The 16,015-nt window shown below is 70.7% G+C and carries 14 protein-coding genes; 9 read left to right on the forward strand and 5 right to left on the reverse strand.

What is annotated here, in order from left to right; genetic code table 11:
* On the reverse strand, window positions 1–669 hold a 669-nt coding region (locus ACWCPY_RS33645), incomplete at its 3' end, for a chaplin (RefSeq protein WP_451271424.1).
* Between the two features lie 529 nt (window positions 670–1,198).
* Here ACWCPY_RS33645 and ACWCPY_RS33650 point away from each other — a divergent pair.
* The 6 genes from ACWCPY_RS33650 (at window position 1,199) to ACWCPY_RS33675 (ending at window position 4,271) form a co-directional block, all read left to right on the forward strand.
* Window positions 1,199–1,600 carry a rodlin gene (locus ACWCPY_RS33650; RefSeq protein WP_451271426.1) on the forward strand — a complete coding sequence of 134 codons (402 nt, stop codon included), beginning with the start codon at window positions 1,199–1,201 and terminating at the stop codon, window positions 1,598–1,600.
* Window positions 1,601–1,906: 306 nt separating this feature from the next.
* A complete protein-coding gene (locus tag ACWCPY_RS33655; protein WP_451271428.1) occupies window positions 1,907–2,140 on the forward strand; it encodes a chaplin in 234 nt (77 codons plus the stop codon).
* A 250-nt stretch (window positions 2,141–2,390) separates the two neighbouring features.
* The gene (locus tag ACWCPY_RS33660; RefSeq protein WP_451271430.1) at window positions 2,391–2,681 is read left to right on the forward strand and encodes a hypothetical protein; all 291 of its coding nucleotides are present in this window, start codon (window positions 2,391–2,393) and stop codon (window positions 2,679–2,681) included.
* 186 nt (window positions 2,682–2,867) lie between these two features.
* Entirely contained in the window at window positions 2,868–3,278 is a 411-nt protein-coding gene (locus tag ACWCPY_RS33665; RefSeq protein WP_362453608.1) for a rodlin, read from the forward strand.
* A 262-nt stretch (window positions 3,279–3,540) separates the two neighbouring features.
* Window positions 3,541–3,741, forward strand: coding sequence for a hypothetical protein (locus ACWCPY_RS33670; RefSeq protein ID WP_451271432.1), 201 nt, complete (start codon window positions 3,541–3,543; stop codon window positions 3,739–3,741).
* Between the two features lie 119 nt (window positions 3,742–3,860).
* The gene (locus ACWCPY_RS33675) at window positions 3,861–4,271 is read left to right on the forward strand and encodes a rodlin (RefSeq protein WP_362453606.1); all 411 of its coding nucleotides are present in this window, start codon (window positions 3,861–3,863) and stop codon (window positions 4,269–4,271) included.
* Window positions 4,272–4,432: 161 nt separating this feature from the next.
* Here ACWCPY_RS33675 and ACWCPY_RS33680 read toward each other — a convergent pair whose 3' ends face one another.
* Window positions 4,433–4,933, reverse strand: coding sequence for a DUF5949 family protein (locus ACWCPY_RS33680; RefSeq protein WP_451271435.1), 501 nt, complete (start codon window positions 4,931–4,933; stop codon window positions 4,433–4,435).
* Between the two features lie 375 nt (window positions 4,934–5,308).
* On the opposite strand from ACWCPY_RS33680, the gene rsgA reads away from it, so the two are divergent.
* Both rsgA and ACWCPY_RS33690 read left to right on the forward strand, forming a co-directional pair.
* Window positions 5,309–6,481 carry a ribosome small subunit-dependent GTPase A gene (gene rsgA / locus ACWCPY_RS33685; RefSeq protein ID WP_451271437.1) on the forward strand — a complete coding sequence of 391 codons (1,173 nt, stop codon included), beginning with the start codon at window positions 5,309–5,311 and terminating at the stop codon, window positions 6,479–6,481.
* A gap of 96 nt (window positions 6,482–6,577) precedes the next feature.
* Window positions 6,578–7,930: a DNA-3-methyladenine glycosylase 2 family protein gene (locus ACWCPY_RS33690; protein WP_451271492.1), complete on the forward strand. Its 1,353-nt coding sequence runs from the start codon at window positions 6,578–6,580 to the stop codon at window positions 7,928–7,930.
* Window positions 7,931–7,936: 6 nt separating this feature from the next.
* Here the strand turns inward: ACWCPY_RS33690 and ACWCPY_RS33695 are convergent, their stop codons facing one another.
* The 3 genes from ACWCPY_RS33695 to ACWCPY_RS33705 all read right to left on the reverse strand — a co-directional run bounded on the left by ACWCPY_RS33695 (window position 7,937) and on the right by ACWCPY_RS33705 (window position 12,019).
* Window positions 7,937–10,342: a glycosyl hydrolase family 95 catalytic domain-containing protein gene (locus ACWCPY_RS33695; protein ID WP_451271439.1), complete on the reverse strand. Its 2,406-nt coding sequence runs from the start codon at window positions 10,340–10,342 to the stop codon at window positions 7,937–7,939.
* A gap of 152 nt (window positions 10,343–10,494) precedes the next feature.
* Complete coding sequence (locus ACWCPY_RS33700; protein WP_451271441.1) at window positions 10,495–10,974, reverse strand: DUF456 domain-containing protein; 480 nt, start codon at window positions 10,972–10,974, stop codon at window positions 10,495–10,497.
* A gap of 55 nt (window positions 10,975–11,029) precedes the next feature.
* Window positions 11,030–12,019: a helix-turn-helix domain-containing protein gene (locus ACWCPY_RS33705; RefSeq protein ID WP_451271443.1), complete on the reverse strand. Its 990-nt coding sequence runs from the start codon at window positions 12,017–12,019 to the stop codon at window positions 11,030–11,032.
* Between the two features lie 210 nt (window positions 12,020–12,229).
* Between ACWCPY_RS33705 and ACWCPY_RS33710 the strand changes: the two genes are divergently transcribed.
* Window positions 12,230–15,997, forward strand: coding sequence for a S8 family peptidase (locus tag ACWCPY_RS33710; RefSeq protein ID WP_451271445.1), 3,768 nt, complete (start codon window positions 12,230–12,232; stop codon window positions 15,995–15,997).
* Window positions 15,998–16,015: the final 18 nt, after the last annotated feature.

A 16,015-nucleotide genomic window follows, 5' to 3' on the forward strand; every position in this document is an offset into this window, starting at 1 on the left:
GTGGTGCTCCGGCGGGCAGTCCGGCTTGTGGTGGGTCGGGGGCTTGTGGTGGACCGGCGGCTTGTGGTGCTCCGGCGGGCAGTCCGGCTTGTGGTGGGTCGGGGGCTTGTGGTGGACCGGCGGCTTGTGGTGCTCCGGCGGGCAGTCCGGCTTGTGGTGCGTCGGAGGCTTGTGCGTCGTCGGGGGCTCGTGCGGCGGGTGGACCGGCGGCGGAGTCTCGTTCCCGCCGGACTCGTTGCCGCACTTGTTCCCGAAGGCCGGGTTCAGCGCACCGATGACATCGACGGTGTTGCCGCAGACATCGACCGGAACGTCCACCGGAACCTGGATGTTGTTGCCGGACAGCACTCCGGGGGAGCCGACCGCGCCGCCCTCGGCGCTCGCCCCCTGGTCCCCGCCGTCCTGGCCGCCCTGGCCGCCCTGGCCGTCCTCGTTTCCGCACTTGTTGCCGAACGCGGAGTTCAGCAGCCCGACGACATCGACGGTGTCGCCGCACACATTGACCGGCACGTGCACCGGGACCTGCACGTTGTTGCCCGAGCCGACACCGGGCGAACCGATGGCCGCGCCGTCGGCGGAGGCATCCGCGAACGCGTATCCACCGGCTGAGGTCAGGATCCCTGACGCCGCCGCCATCACCAGCACGCTCTTACTCAAGGCTTTTCGCATTGACTGCCCCTTCTTAGGACATTACGTGCGAGCAGAACGCTCGCGGTTCATTCATCAGGCCGGTGCGGAGGCCGCCGGGAGACGAATCCCGCGGCGCCCGTGCGTGACTCGGCTAGCGGCGGTTTCGGAAAGCGCGGAGACGATGAAGGGATGTGTTTCATGGGGGGTCCGCGCTTCTGCCGGTCAAGCGCCCGAACCTGCACGCTTGTGTCACTCATAACGAGGAGAAATTGTTGAGGAAACTCGACAGGTCGTGGAAATTCTGTGACCACTCGAACGGGGGACAGATGTATGCCGGTTCGGGCCCCTTCGACGTGTACGTGCGTTCGTTTCGTCGAGTGGGTAAACGGTGCCCGGACGCCGGGAGACGGCTGGTCGGGCCGCTTCCGTCCGGACGCTCTCGCACATGCTGTTTCGCACTGCTGTACGCGCACCTCTGGCATTCGGGTGAATGGAGAGAACCAAACGCCCGGTCACGAGTTGGTCAGGGGGCTCCGGTACGGGGCATCCAGTACGAGAAGGGTTAATCGTGATCAAGAAGGTTCTGGCAACGGGTGCCGTTGCCGCCTCCATCCTCGGTCTGGGCGCGACGCAGGCGATGGCCATCGGCGACGACGGCGGTACGACCTCGGTCAACGGCAACGGAGCCTCGCAGTCGTTCGGCAACGCCGAGACCCACGGTGACGGCAGCCCGCAGTTCGGTCTGGTCCAGGGAAGCCTGAACAAGCCGTGCATCGGCCTGCCGGCCAAGGCCAACGTCGGCTCGCTCATCGGCCTGATCCCGGTCGCGGTCCAGGACGTCAACGTGCTGTCCTCGCCGCAGAACCAGCAGTGCACCGAGAACTCCACCCAGGCCAAGGGTGACGAGCCGCTGTCGCACATCCTGGACGGCATCCCGGTGCTCTCCGGCAACGGTGCCGGCAACAGCTGATCCGCAGTTGATCCAGCCATAGACCACAGGCCCGGGCCGCAGGCGTTCCTCCTCCGCGCGGCCCGGGCCTGTTGCTGTCGTTCCCCGGAACTGGCACATCGGATTGTCGGAAGACCTTGCCGGTGACATCGGGTGATCGATGTTGCATCGTTCGGGCGATATTTCAAGAATCTCTTGCCAGCAGAGTTTCGAATACCGTCTGAAATCGTTACGAATTACACCGGCGGAGTTACGGGTGCTCAGGACCGCGCTCGTGCGGCACGAAAGACGTTGCCGCTTCGGACTCCGTCAAAGAAAGGGAACAACGTGAAGTACACCAAGGTTGCCGCCATCGCCGCCGGAACCCTGATGGCGATGGGCGCTGCCGCGCCCGCCTTCGCCGACTCCGGTGCCGAGGGCGGCGCTGCTTTCTCCCCGGGTGTGGTGTCCGGCAACAACATCCAGGTCCCGGTCCACATCCCGGTCAACCTGTGCGGCGACACCGTCGACGTGATCGGCCTGCTCAACCCCGCTTTCGGCGGCAACTGCGGCAACGTCTGACCTCTGGTCGGACGGGCGGAACGCTCATGACCGGAAGGCCCCGGACCGCACTCGATGCGGTCCGGGGCCTTCCCCCTTTCTCTTCCGGCATTCGATCGGGTGGTCCCGCAGAAAAGGCGGCCCCGTCCAGTTGCCGTGCCGCAACCGCATCGTTACCCAGGGTGAAAGCGGCAGAAGGCACGGCTAAAGAAGGCTCGTGCGGCGCGGGAACGCGACCGAAACAGATGCCGCTGCAGAAGGGAACCCGAAAGTGAAGTACGCGAAGACTGCTGCGTTCGTTGCCGGTTCCGTGGTTGCTCTCGGAACGGCTGCTCCCGCCTTCGCCGTCACCAACGCCACGGCCCCCAACTTCAGCCTCAACGGAGGCGTCAACCAGGTGGTCGAGAGCGCCCCGCAGGCCGTCGACCCGATCGTCGACACGGTCGGCGGCGCCGCGGAATCGGTGCAGAAGAACGGCACCGTCACCAAGCTGGCCGGCCAGGCCACCGGCGCCGCCAAGGGTGCGGCACCGCTCATGGGCGGCCTGCCGCTCGGCGGCTGATCCGTCGCGCTGCGGCAGTTCCCCGCCGGTCCCCGGCCATTCCCATTCCTCCGGTGCGGTGAATTCGGCGAACAACCGGACGTAAAAGCACCGTTCGAGTGAATCGGCACAACCATCCCCGTTGTCGTGAGTTGATCAGGGCGCTCCGGACAGGCGGGCAACAGAGAACCCCAGAAGGGCAATTTCATGATCAAGAAGATTATGGCCTCGGCAGCCGTCGCTGCCTCGATCGTCGGTGTCTCCGCCGCGATCGCCCCGCAGGCCATGGCCATCGGTAACGACGGTGGCACGACGTCGGTCAACGGCAACGACGCCATCCAGTCGTACGGCAACTCCGCCACCCACGGCGACTGGAGCCCGCAGTTCGCGCTCATCCAGGGCTCGCTCAACAAGCCCTGCATCGCGCTGCCGGCCAAGGCCAACGTCGGTTCGGTCCTCGGGGCCATCCCGATCTCGGTCCAGGACATCAACGTCCTGGCCTCGCCGCAGAACCAGCAGTGCACCGAGAACTCCACCCAGGCCAAGGGTGACGAGGCGCTCTCGCACATCCTGGACGACATCCCGATCCTGTCCGGCAACGGCGCCGGCAACAACTAGGGCCGTACCGCTCCGGGCGCTCCTCGTCGGCTTTCCGAGCCGGCAGGGAGCGCGCCGCGGGCAGCTTCGCACCCGTCTGTACGCAGTACCCGAAACGCCCGTGGGGTCGGCACATCCACACGGCAGCCGGTTCCCCGGCCGCCCGGATGCGCCGGCCCCACCGGTGTGTCCGGCCCGCCCGCCCCCTCGAAGGGGCGGGCGGACTGGGCCGGTTGCCGTAGTACCGGCAGACGTCACCCGCCGCACCGGGTAGGGGCCACTCATGGACCAGTACGGCAGTCAGCACCCCCGCGACCGGCAGCGGCACGCACAGGACGGCACACCCATCTACGATCGGCTGCTCGCCGAGTGGCGGGCGGCCCACGGCAGCCCGGATCCGGCCCCGCCCACGGCGCCCGAGCGGCCGTTGGCGGGGAGCCGGGTCCCGGCGGCCCGCACCTCCGGCGAGGCTGTCGACGGGTGACCGAAGATGGTCGAACTCATGCCGGATCGAACCCGTTTGAGTGGTACTGCGGAACCGACGCTTCCGTAGCGGGTTGATCAGTACGTTCCACAACGGGACGCTCCGAAAGGTGAAGCGTGATGAAGAAGATGATGGCCGGCGCAGCAGTGGCCGTGTCCCTGGTCGGTCTGTCCGCCGCAGCGGCCCCCGCGGCCATGGCGATCGGCAATGACGGGGGCACCACGTCGGTCAACGGCAACGGCGCCGTGGACGAGTTCGGCAACAGCGTGACCCGGGGCGACGGCAGCCCGCAGGTCCAGCTCGTCCAGGGCACGCTGAACAAGGCCTGCGTCGGTCTGCCGCTCAAGGCCAACGCCGGTTCGCTCGTCGGTCTGCTGGTGCCGGTCGCGGTCCAGGACGTCAACGTGCTGTCCTCGCCGCAGAACCAGCAGTGCGCCGAGAACTCCACCCAGGCCAAGGGCGACGAGCCGCTGTCGCACCTCGTCGACGACATCCCGGTGCTCTCGGGCAACGGCATCGCCAACGACTGACGTGCCTGACGTGCGGGCTGCCCGGGGATCCGTCCCGCGGCCGCCCGCACCGCGGTGCGCGGCACCGCACAGCAGGATCCGGGGCACCGCCCCAGGGCTCCACGCATGAGGATGCCCACCGCACCACGGGGGGCGGTGGGCATTCGGCGTACCGGGGCGGGTCAGCCCAGGCTGCGCACCGGAAGGACGCAGTGGGCGGCTGTCGTGATGACCTCGGGGTCGGCCGCGAAGGACCGCAGCAGCTCCTCGCTCACCGGCCGGCCCGGTGCGCCCTGGGGCCACGGGCGGGTGGCGAACATGGCGTGCACCTCGCCCCGCTGACCGGCCGCCGCCAGCCACTCGGGCGGCGCGGGGTACTGCGCCGTGAAGTGCGGCATCGTCAGGACCGCCTGGCCGGCCTGGACGAGCAGCTTCACGGGAAGGCCCGGGTTCTCGGCGGCGTACACCGGACCGCTGCCGACGGGGAGCCCGCTGCGGTCCAGGGCCACGCGCATGGCGGCCTCGCCGGCCGCGGGGCCGTCCGTACCGTCGCCCAGCGAGTAGACGAGAAGGAAGGCGACGTCGCGGCCGTCGGCGGGGTGTTCGCCGCTCCATCCGATCAGTGTGATCGTGCCCAACTGGGCCTGTGTGAACGTGCCGGTGGAGGTCTGGGGTGAGGTCATGCTCGGCACCATAACGGCCACGGACCGGTCGTTGTGCATGCGTATCACCTGATCGAGGGAGATAACCGGATACCTCCGGTGGACGTGGCCCGAATCGTCTCCGCCCGAGGGCTGGAAACGGCCTCGATCAAATGTGTTGAGCCGCTCGGCGTGCACGGACTATGGTGTCCACTGTTCCGGACGGCGGGGATCAACCACCGCTGTCGGTCCCGTGCTTGAACCAGGAGGTGAGGATCGTGATGACTGTCGCTGCGATGGGCGCTGCCCACAACTCGAAGAGCATCGTTCCCACCCCCGTGGTCGCCGGCTGACCTACTCCGTAACTCTCCGCGCCTGTATGCGCGTTGCCGGGGCCACCCCTTTGAAGGGTTTCCCTTGTCTTTCCCGTCTTTTCCGTCCGTTTCGTCTCTTCAGGGCCTGTCCGCGTCGCATCCGCTGTCCCCGTACGGCTGGGACGACGCCTGGGCGGCCGCGTTCGCACCGTACGCCGAGCAGGGTCTGCTGCCCGGACGCGTGGTGCGGGTGGACCGCGGCCAGTGCGACGTCGTCACCCCGAACGGCACGCTCCGCGCCGACACCGCCTTCGTCGTCCCGCGCGATCCGATGCGGATCGTCTGCACGGGCGACTGGGTCGCCGTCGACCCCGACGGGGATCCGCAGTTCGTGCGGACGCTGCTGCCGCGGCGTACCGCCTTCGTCCGCTCGACGTCCTCGCAGCGCTCCGAAGGCCAGGTGCTCGCCACCAACGTGGACCACATCGTCATCTGCCTCTCGCTCGCGGTCGACTTCGACCTGGGGCGGGTGGAGCGCTTTCTCGCGCTCGCCATGTCCAGCTCCAGCGGCGCCGCGCTGCTGGGGGACGGCGGGCCGGCCGGTGACGGCGTGGCCGAGCCGATCGTGGTGCTGACCAAGGCCGACCTCGTGCCGGACGCGGCCACACTGTCGTACCTCGTCCAGGACATCGAGGGCGTCGCGCCCGGTGTGCAGGTGCTGACCGTCAGCTCCGCCACGGGGGAGGGGATCGATGTCTTCTCCGCCGTCGTCTCGGGCGGCACGAGCGTGCTGCTCGGGGCGTCGGGTGCGGGCAAGTCGACCCTCGCCAACACCCTGCTCGGCCGTGACGTGATGGAGGTGCAGGCCGCGCGTGATGTCGACGGCAAGGGCCGGCACACCACCACCACCCGCAATCTGCTGGTCCTGCCTTCCGGGGGCGTGCTGATCGACACCCCCGGACTGCGCGGGGTCGGCCTCTGGGACGCGGAGGCCGGTGTCGGCCAGGTCTTCTCCGAGATCGAGGAACTGGCCGAGCAGTGCAGGTTCCACGACTGCGCCCACGAGTCGGAGCCCGGATGCGCGGTGCTCGCCGCGATCGAGGACGGCTCGCTGCACGAACGGCGCCTCGACAGCTTCCGCAAGCTGCTGCGCGAGAACCAGCGCATCGCCGCCAAGACCGACGCCCGGGTGCGCTCGGAGATCCTGCGCGACTGGAAGCGCAAGGGCGCCGAGGGCCGGGCCGCCATGGACGCGAAGCGCGGCCGGTTCCGGTAGGGGCCCCGGCCTGCGGCCGTCACGGCCGCGGGCCGCCGGTCCACGTCCGAAAACCGCCAGTGCGGTACCGGTGGGTGCCGCACACTGGACGGTGTGATGGACGAACGGACCAGATACGAGGCGGTGAGCAGCCGCGACGCGCGTTTCGACGGGGTCTTCTTCTTCGCCGTCGAAACGACCGGCATCTACTGCCGGCCGAGCTGCCCCGCCGTCACGCCCAAGCGGCAGAACGTCCGCTTCTACCCGACCGCGGCCGCCGCGCAGGGCAACGGCTTCCGGGCCTGCCGGCGCTGCCGCCCCGACGCCGTGCCGGGCTCGGCCGACTGGAACGTCCGGGCCGACGTCGTGGGCCGCGCCATGCGGATGATCGGTGACGGTGTGGTCGACCGGGAGGGCGTGCCCGGTCTCGCCCACCGGCTCGGCTACAGCTCACGTCAGGTGCAGCGGCAGCTCAACGCGGAGCTGGGTGCCGGTCCCGTCGCGCTGGCCCGTGCCCAGCGGGCCCACACCGCACGCGTGCTGCTCCAGACGACCGGGCTGCCCGTGACGGAGATCGCCTTCGCGTCGGGCTTCGCCAGTGTGCGCCAGTTCAACGACACGATCCGGCAGATCTACGCCCGCACGCCGAGCGCGCTGCGGGCCGAGGCCGGGACGGGGCTGGGAGCGGCGGTCCGCGAGGCGCGGACCACCGGGATCCCGCTGCGGCTCGCCCACCGGGGGCCGTACGCCGCCCGCGAGGTCTTCGATCTCCTGGCCGCCGAGACGGTCGCCCGGATCGAGGAGGTCAGCGGTGCGGCCGGGGCCCGTACCTACCGGCGCGCCCTGCGCCTCCCGTACGGCACGGCCGTCGTGGCCGTCGACGAGCGGTCCGCCGGGGCCTGGCTGGACGCCCGGATCCACCTCACGGACCTGCGGGACCTGACGACGGCCGTCCAGCGGCTGCGGCGCCTCTTCGACCTGGACGCCGATCCGTACGCCGTCGACGAGCGGCTCGGCGCCGACCCGCTCCTCGCGCCGGGTGTCGCCGCCCGCCCGGGGCTGCGTTCGCCCGGTGCCGCGGACCCGGAGGAGTTCGCCGTACGGACGCTGGCGGGCCGGGGCGTGGCGGAGCGGCTGGTGGAGACGTACGGGAAGGTGCTGGACGTGCCCTGCGGCGGGCTGACACATGTGTTCCCGGAGCCCGGGGTGCTGGCCGGTGCGGCGGACGCTCCGGAGCTGCGGGCGCTGACGACCGCGCTCGCCGACGGGGACGTACGGCTCGACGCCGGGGCCGACCGCGAGGAGGCCGAGCAGGCGCTGCTGCGGCTGCCGGGGATCGGCCCGGCAGCCGCGGCGCTCATCAGGATGCGTGCGCTCGGTGACCCGGACGTGGATCCGGACGGGCGGCCCGGGGCGGAGCGGTGGCGGCCCTGGCGTTCGTACGGGGCGCGCCACCTCGCGCTGTTGTGAGCGGGTTCACGCCGGCAGGCCCCAGCGCGGCGCGGGTGCGTTCGCCGTCACCGGGCGGACGGTCAGGTCCGGGCGGTCTCCCCTCGCCGTGATCAGCGCCGATTCGCCCTTGCGGAGGTGGATGCGTACCGTGCCCTCGGCCGCCTCCTCGTGAGCCAGCGGCCGTCCGTGCCGGTCCCGGACCTCCACCGGCCCGTCGATGCCGTGGCGTACGACGCAGGGTGCGCCGGCTTCGCTGGTCAGCCGCACCCAGCGGGTCCGGCCCTCCTCGCGTACCGCGCTGAGCAGGAACGCGCCCTGGGTCCGGAAGTCGTGCACGGTCAGCTCTCGCCAGGCGGCGGGCAGCGCCGGGAAGACCCTGATCGTGCCGCCCCACGACTGGCAGACCATGTCGTGCAGGGACTGGGCCGCCGAGAGCGGGGTCTCGATGACCGGGCCCGACTCCTTGTACATGGTGTTCGCCTGGATGAAGCGGCTCATCAGCTGCCCGAGGTACTTCAGCGCGTCCTCGCCCTTGCCGAGCAGCGCGGACATCGAGGCGGCGCCGGTGAAGGTGTAGCCCTGCAGGGCGCCTTCGAAGCCCACCCAGTGGGCGAGGGACTTCTCGATCAGGGCGCGTTCACCGGCCGTCGCGCCCGTCAGCTCGTACAGCGGGTAGACCGCGAGCATGTGCGAGTAGTGGCGGTGCGACTGCGCGAACGGGACCCCGGCGCCGATCATGAACCCGTTGGCGTCGACCGGGTAGGGCGCGAGCCTGGCCAGGACCTCCTGCCAGCGGGCCGTCAGCGGGTCGCGGACGCCGAGCTGTTCGGCCGATTCCAGCAGGGTGCGGCAGCCCCAGCGCAGCAGCATGAGGTCGTAGTTGCAGTCGGGGGCGTTGACGCCGTACTCGGGGGAGAACGTCGCCGGGAGGTGCAGCCTGCCGTCCGTGCCGGGCGTCAGGAAATGCAGGTAGTAGTTGACCGCCTTGCACAGCAGCGGGAACAGCGTGTCGCGCAGGATCGACTCGTCCATGGTGTGCCGGTAGGAGAGCCACACGTTGTGCAGCGCCCAGGTCAGATTGCCGACCTCGGGGGTGGGCGGGTCCTGGCCGGGGATCCCGACCCCGTAGCCGCCGTCGGTCACCGAGGCGCCGTTGACGAGTCGGGGGTCGGTGGTGCGGGGGATGCCGGCCGAGTCGGCCCGGTAGGGGGCGGCGACCTCGCGCGAGAGCTGGTCCCGGAATTCGCTCAGGGCACGGGTGACGGCGTCGAGTTCCAGGTGGTTGGAGCCGTGGATCAGCCAGTACTCCAGCTGCACGTTGAGGTTCCACCAGGTGTTGGGCCAGGGCGTGGGTTCCAGCCAGGGGCCGGAGGTGGCCATCACCGGGGCGTCCTTGCGGGCCGCGGACGCGGTCTTGTAGAGCTGGATCCAGTAGAAGCGCTGGAGCCGGGCGTCGGGCAGGGACAGGAAGCTCTTCCGGTAGAACCGGTCCCACCAGGTGCGATGGGGTGCGGCGAGCGGGCCGTACGGGAGCGCGGAAGCGGCCTGGACGGTACGCAGCGCACGGTCGCGGGCCGTTGTCGCGGGGTGGGAGTGGGCGACGGTGACGTACAGGGTGCGGCTGTCGCCCCTGGTGCGTTCGCGCCAGGCGGTGACGTGCTGACCGCCCGCGAGCAGCGGCTGGACGGCGGCGGTGGTGTCGCCGTGCTGTTCGGTCACCGCGGGAGGGTTGCCGGTGTAGCCGTCCGGCAGGGGTTTGAAAGCGGACCGCGGGCTGATCGCCTCGGCGGGGTGGAAGACCCAGCGGAAGTCCCGCTCGCCCGCGCTCGGGGTGACCTCCACGGCGAGCAGATCGCTGGTGGAGTGGACGAAGGCGCGGAGCTTCAAGGTGCCCGCGGTCGTGGTGACGGTGCCTTCGAGCTGGGCGGTGCGCAGCCGCATCCACCACTCGATGCCCGTGATGGTGCCGGCCGGTTCCAGGGTGAAGTGGCCGATGGGCAGGCGCGCGAGACCGAAGAGCGAACCGAACTCGGGGCGGTGGTCCTGGACCTCGGAGTGCTGGACGTTGAAGCGGACGGCCCGGGTGGTGGCGCCGGGCTCCGCGTAGATGCCGGATCCGAGGCGGCCGTTGCCCAGGTACGGGCCCTCGTACCAGGTCGTCGGCAGCTTCTGCCAGAGCAGGTCGGCGTCGTCGAGCACCGTGCGCCAGCTGTCATGGGGGGAGTGCACGGTGGTGGACACCGGGGCGGCGGGCGCCGGGGCGGCCTGGGCGGCGGCCGAGGCCGGGGCGGCCGTGCCGCCGACCGCGAGCGCGCCGCCGATCGCGGTGCCGGTGGCGAGGACCGTTCTGCGGGAGGGGGACGGCCGGGAAGGGGACGGTGACGAGGCTTCGGTCCGGGGCGTGCGGGAGGGGTCCGGTGCTGTGGGCAAGGCATCTCCTGGCGACTCGTACGCAGGCGCTTCAATTCATCCGAGCTATTCCTTGAGGGAAGGTAGGCGCGGGGCATTGCTGCGTCAATAGAGCGACAGAGATCCGATGTGTTTCCGTGTATCTGGACACGGTCCAGCGGGATGCGCGGCGGTCAGGCCCAGATCACCGCGCCGAGCCAGGCCCCCGCCACCAGGAGGCAGGCGTAGAGCTCGACCAGCACCGAGTAGCCGGTCGCCCGCATCACCGAGCGCACCGAGGTCCAGCCCGCCCCGCGGCTGCCGAGCCGCAGCCGCTCCGCCCCGTAGACGGCCCCCACGTACCCCACCGCCCCGCCGACCACCGGGACCACGAAGAAGCCCACGATCGCGCCGATCCCGCCGAGCATCAGCGTCCTGCGGGGCGCCCCCGTCTCGTGCGGGCGGCGCGGCAGCAGTGGTTTCAGCGCCTGGTTCAGCAGCAGCAGTGCCGTCGCACCCATGAGTACGCCCCAGGCGACCGGCGTCACGTCGGTCAGCGCCCACCACAGCACGGCGGCCCAGACGATCGCCTGCCCCGGCACTCCCGGCACGAGTACACCCAGCAGACCGAGGAGCATGACGAGGCCGACGGCGACGAGTTGCCACACACCCATCTGACCAGCCTGCCGGAGTCCGGCCGGTCCCGCCCGTCAGCGCCGGCGGGGCCGCTCAGGCCCGCGGCGTGCGGGACACCCAGCCCCGTTCGTAGGCGTGCCAGCCCAGCTGCAGCCGGGTGGAGACGCCCGTCATCTCCATCAGGCCCTTCACCCTCCGCTGTACGGTCCGCAGCCCCAGCTCCAGCTGTTTGGCCACGCTCGCGTCCGTCAGCCCGGCCAGCAGCAGCGAGAGGATCTCCAGGTCGGTCGGATCGGGTCCGGCGACCTCCTCCTGAAGCCCGCCGCTCTCCCCCAGCCTGAGCGGCATCGCCTCGCGCCACACCGCCTCGAAGAGTCCCATCAGCGACTCCAGCAGCCCGGAGGCGTGGACCACCAGGGCGGCCGGCTCGGCGCCGCGACCGGTCAGCGGCACCATCGCCAGGGCGCCGTCCGCGACGACCAGCTTGGTCGGCACCCGGTCGATGACCCGGCACTGCTCGTCCCGGCTCAGCGCCGCCGACAGCTCCAGAATCCCGAACGGCATCGAGAGCGTCTCCCGCTCGACCACCACCCGGTACGACACCCCGCGCGTCGCGGCCCGCTCCTCGGCCTCGTTCTCCATTCCGCTGACGGCGATCGGCTTCCCGGTGACCAGGGCGCACACCTCGCTCGCCGCACCGAGCTGCAACTGGTGGAAGCGGTGCGACACCGCGCTCGCCCCCGTCACCACCTCGACCAGATCGTGCACGGCCGGTTCGGCGGCATCCGCCCGGTACTCCTCGGCGAGCAGCGCCGCCGCCAGCTCCGCCTGCTCCAGCTCATGGCGCTGCTGGGTCAGCAACGCCCCCAGCGCCACTCCCGGTGGCGCCGCCACCCAGCGTCCGGTGCGGGCCGATGCCTGCGCGGCCAGGCCGTGCTGCTCCAGCCTGCGCAGGGCCCGCTCGGTGTCCGGCTCGGGAAGGCCCAGCCGGTGCGCGAGATCGGCGACCTCCGCGGCCCCCACCGCCACGAGGGCGCGGTACGCCGACTCCTGTATCTCGTCGAGACCTATGGCTCCCAGCATCCCCGGTCCCCTTCTGGACGCACTGATTCCGCACGATGTCGCTGCCGTCGGGTGTCCGGCCATGGCGGAAAGAGGCCACGGCGTAAACCCGCCGTGTACATCATCCCTTTAACGCTCTTCGCTCTGCCAATGTGGCGCCACCGCAGTACCAACAACCTCCGGAACGCTGCGGTTTGCGCAGGTTGGTTCCGGATTCACTTGGGGAGAGCGATGCGTCCGATATCGCGTACGGCACTGGGAGCGGCCACCGCCGCGGTCCTCGCCGTCACCGCGATCGCACCGTCCGCGGCAGCGCCGCAGGACGACGCGACAGGGAAGAGAGCGGTGACCGGCAGTTCGGCCGCCGAAGCCAAGAAGGACAAGTCGGTCACCGTGACGCTGGTCACCGGTGACAAGGTCCTGGTGAGCAAGGACGGTTCGGGGGCCGCCTCGGCCACCGCGCTGCCCCGCGAGGACGGCACCGTCCCGCTGGTGCAGACCAGGCAGTCCGGCAAGGATCTCTACGTCTACCCCGAAAGCGCCGCCGCCGCGCTGGCCGCGGGCAAGGTCGACGAGGAGCTCTTCAACGTCACCGGCCTCATCCGGCAGGGCTACGACGACGCGCACACCAAGTCCCTGCCGCTGATCGCGGTTTACGGCAAGGGCCAGACCCGGTCCACCTTCGCCACCCCGCGCGGTGCCAAGCGCGGACTCGCGCTCGACGCCATCGACGGTCTTGCCCTCAAGGCGGAGAAGGAGAAGGCCGCCGACTTCTGGTCGGACGTCACCAACACCCGCTCCCGCTCGGCCTCCGGTCTGGAGAAGCTCTGGCTCGACCGCAAGGTTCAGGCCACTCTCGACAAGTCGACCAAGCAGATCGGCGCCGACCTCGCCTGGGCCGCCGGATACGACGGCAAGGGCACCAAGGTCGCCGTCCTCGACACCGGTGTCGACGCCGAGCACCCGGACCTCAAGGGCCGGGTCGCCGCCTCGGAGAACTTCACCGACTCCGACTCCACCGACGACCGACAGGGCCACGGCACCCACACCATCTCCACCGTCGGCGGCTCCGGCGCGGCCAGCGGCGGCAAGAAGAAGGGCGTCGCCCCCGGCGCCGACCTGCTCGCGGGCAAGGTCCTCAACGACAGCGGCTCCGGCGCCGAGTCCTGGATCATCGCCGGCATGCAGTGGGCCGTCGACCAGAAGGCCGACGTCGTCTCCATGAGCCTGGGCAGTCCCGAACCGACCGACTGCACCGACCCGATGAGCGTCGCCGCCGAGGAGCTCGCGCAGAACAAGGGCACCTTGTTCGTGATCGCGGCCGGCAACTCGGGCCCGACGTTCAACACCGTCTCCTCGCCCGGCTGCGCCCCGAGCGTGCTGACCGTCGGCGCCGTCGACCGCGACGACACCACGGCCCAGTTCTCCGGCCGCGGCCCGGTCATCGGATCGCACACCCTCAAGCCCGAGATCACCGCCCCCGGCGTCGCCATCTCGGCCGCTGCAGCCGGTGGCCGCGGCGTCTACGCCTACCGGACCATGTCCGGTACCTCGATGGCCACCCCGCACGTCGCGGGCGCGGCGGCCATCGTGAAGCAGCGTCACCCGGACTGGACCGCCCAGCAGATCAAGGCGGCGCTCGTCTCGTCCGCGAAGAGCGACATCCCCGGCGACGTACGCGAGACCGGCGGCGGCCGCCTCGATGTCAAGGCCGCCATCGACACCACACTCGTCGGTGCCCCCGCCATCCAGGGCGGCACCTACAACTGGCCGCAGGACCGGACCGACCGCACCACGGTCGACGTCCCGTACACCAACTCCGGCACCAAGCCGGTGAAGCTGTCGCTGAGCGTCCAGGGCGTCACCGGCAACGACGGCTCGGCCGTCCGCTCCTCCGTCGCGAAGCTCGACGCGAGCACCGTCACCGTCCCGGCCGGAGCCACCGTCAAGGTCCCGCTGAAGATCGACCCGACGGCGAAGCTGAAGGCCGCGCAGTACGGCGACGTCACCGGACGCGTGCTGGCCACAGGCCCCGGCGGCGCCAAGGTCTCCACCCCGTTCTCGCTGTACGTCGGGGCCGAGACCGTCACGCTGCGGGTCAAGCTCGTCGACGGCGCAGGCAAGCCCGCCGCCGGCTCCTCCTCGCTCGACGTGATCGGCACCGACACCTCCAGCGGCGAGCGCCGCTTCAACGACGGCTCCACCGATCAGGTCTACCAGGTGCGCCCCGGCGCGTACTTCGTCTCCGGCTTCGTCACCACGCCGGACCCGAAGGACACCACCGGCAACCTGGACGACTCCGTCGCCTACCTCGCGCGGCCCCAGGTGAACGTCACCAAGGACACCACCCTGGTCCTGGACGCCCGCAAGGCGCACCGGATCCAGGTGAAGACCGTGGACCGTGCCTCCGAGACCCGCTCCACGACGCTCTCCTTCGGCCGCACCTGGGACGATGTCTGGCTGCACTCGGGCTCCATCACCGGTGGCTCCTCGGTCAGGAACTACCTGGCCGACGTGCAGGGCAGGGCGAGTGACGGCGACTTCGAGTTCGCCAGCTTCTGGCGCGCGTACGCCCCGCAGATCGAGAAGCTGTCGGTCGTCGGCGGCATCGAACTGCACCCGAGGGTGGCGAGCACCGGCTCCGCCAACCTCGACGGCACCGGCGAGGCCGCCCTCGTCGATGCCGGCACCGGCACCCCCGACGAGCTGAGGGCCGCGGACGTCGCCGGAAAGATCGCCCTGGTCCAGGTCGGTGACGACAGCAACAACGTCTACGCCCAGGTGCGCGACGCCAAGGCCGCCGGCGCCAAGGCCGTCATCGCCCACCGTCCCTCCGCCGGCCCCTGGAAGCCGTCCATCGGCTACGCCCCGTCGACGCTGCCCGCACTCGGCATCGAGTCGAGCGAGGCCGGCGCGCTGAAGGCCGCCCTGGCCGACGGCCCGGTCAAGCTGAGCTGGAAGGCCACCGCGGTCAGCCCGTTCGTCTACAACCTCGCCTTCCCCGAGACCGGCCCGGTCACCTCGGACCGCACCTACAAGGTCCGCGACAGCGGGCTCGGCAAGGTCACCGCCAACTACGAGGCGATGGGCCTCGCGGCGGACTACGTCGACACGATGATCATCAACCGGCCGTACGGCGGTGCGTTCTCCGCCGTCACCGACTACGTCGCCGCCCCCAGCACGCGCACCGAGTACTACTCGGCGGGCGACACCGCGTGGGTGCGGTACCTCTCCTCCAGCTTCCCCTGGGGCGAGCTGATGGTTGACCAGCCGCGCACCTACACGGCCGGTTCGAAGCGTACGGAGAACTGGTACCGGGGCATCCCCGTCCCCGCCGCCCCGCGTGACGCCGCCGGCAAGCCCCAGCTCGCCGCCGAGCGCCAGGACAACCTGATCGGCGTCGCCCCGGGCTTCTGGAGCGACAGCGAGCACGCCGGTCTCCAGGGCTCCTTCGGAGACATGGGCAACATGCGGCTGAGCAGTGGCGGCAAGGTGATCGGCGAGTCCGGCTGGCCGTCGGGGGTGTTCACCGTCCCGGCGGAGGACGCCGCGTACGAACTCACCATGCAGACCGCCAGGTTCGGCCAGCCCGCCGCGGTGTGGAAGCGTTCCACCAGCACCGAGACCACCTGGAGGTTCCGTTCGAAGCGGGACGAGAACGTGTACTCCCAGGGCATCCCGCTGCTCTTCCCGGGCTACGACCTGGACGCGGACGGGCTCAAGACCCTGGCGGCGAAGGACGGCCAGAAGATCGGCCTGAGCGTCACCGGTCACGCCGGCTACACGCCCGGCAAGCTGACCGCGGCCAAGGTCTCGTACTCCTACGACGGCGGTAAGACCTGGACCGGGGCGACCACCGCACAGCACGACGGCCGGTGGACCGCGACCGTGAACCACGCGGGCGCGGCCGGCAAGCCGGTCACCCTGAAGACCGAACTGACCGACGCCAACGGCAACTCCGTCGTCCAGACCGTGACCGACGCGTACGCCGTGCGCTGATCACGACCCGACCGGTCC

Source organism: Streptomyces sp. NPDC002403, assembly GCF_053593015.1.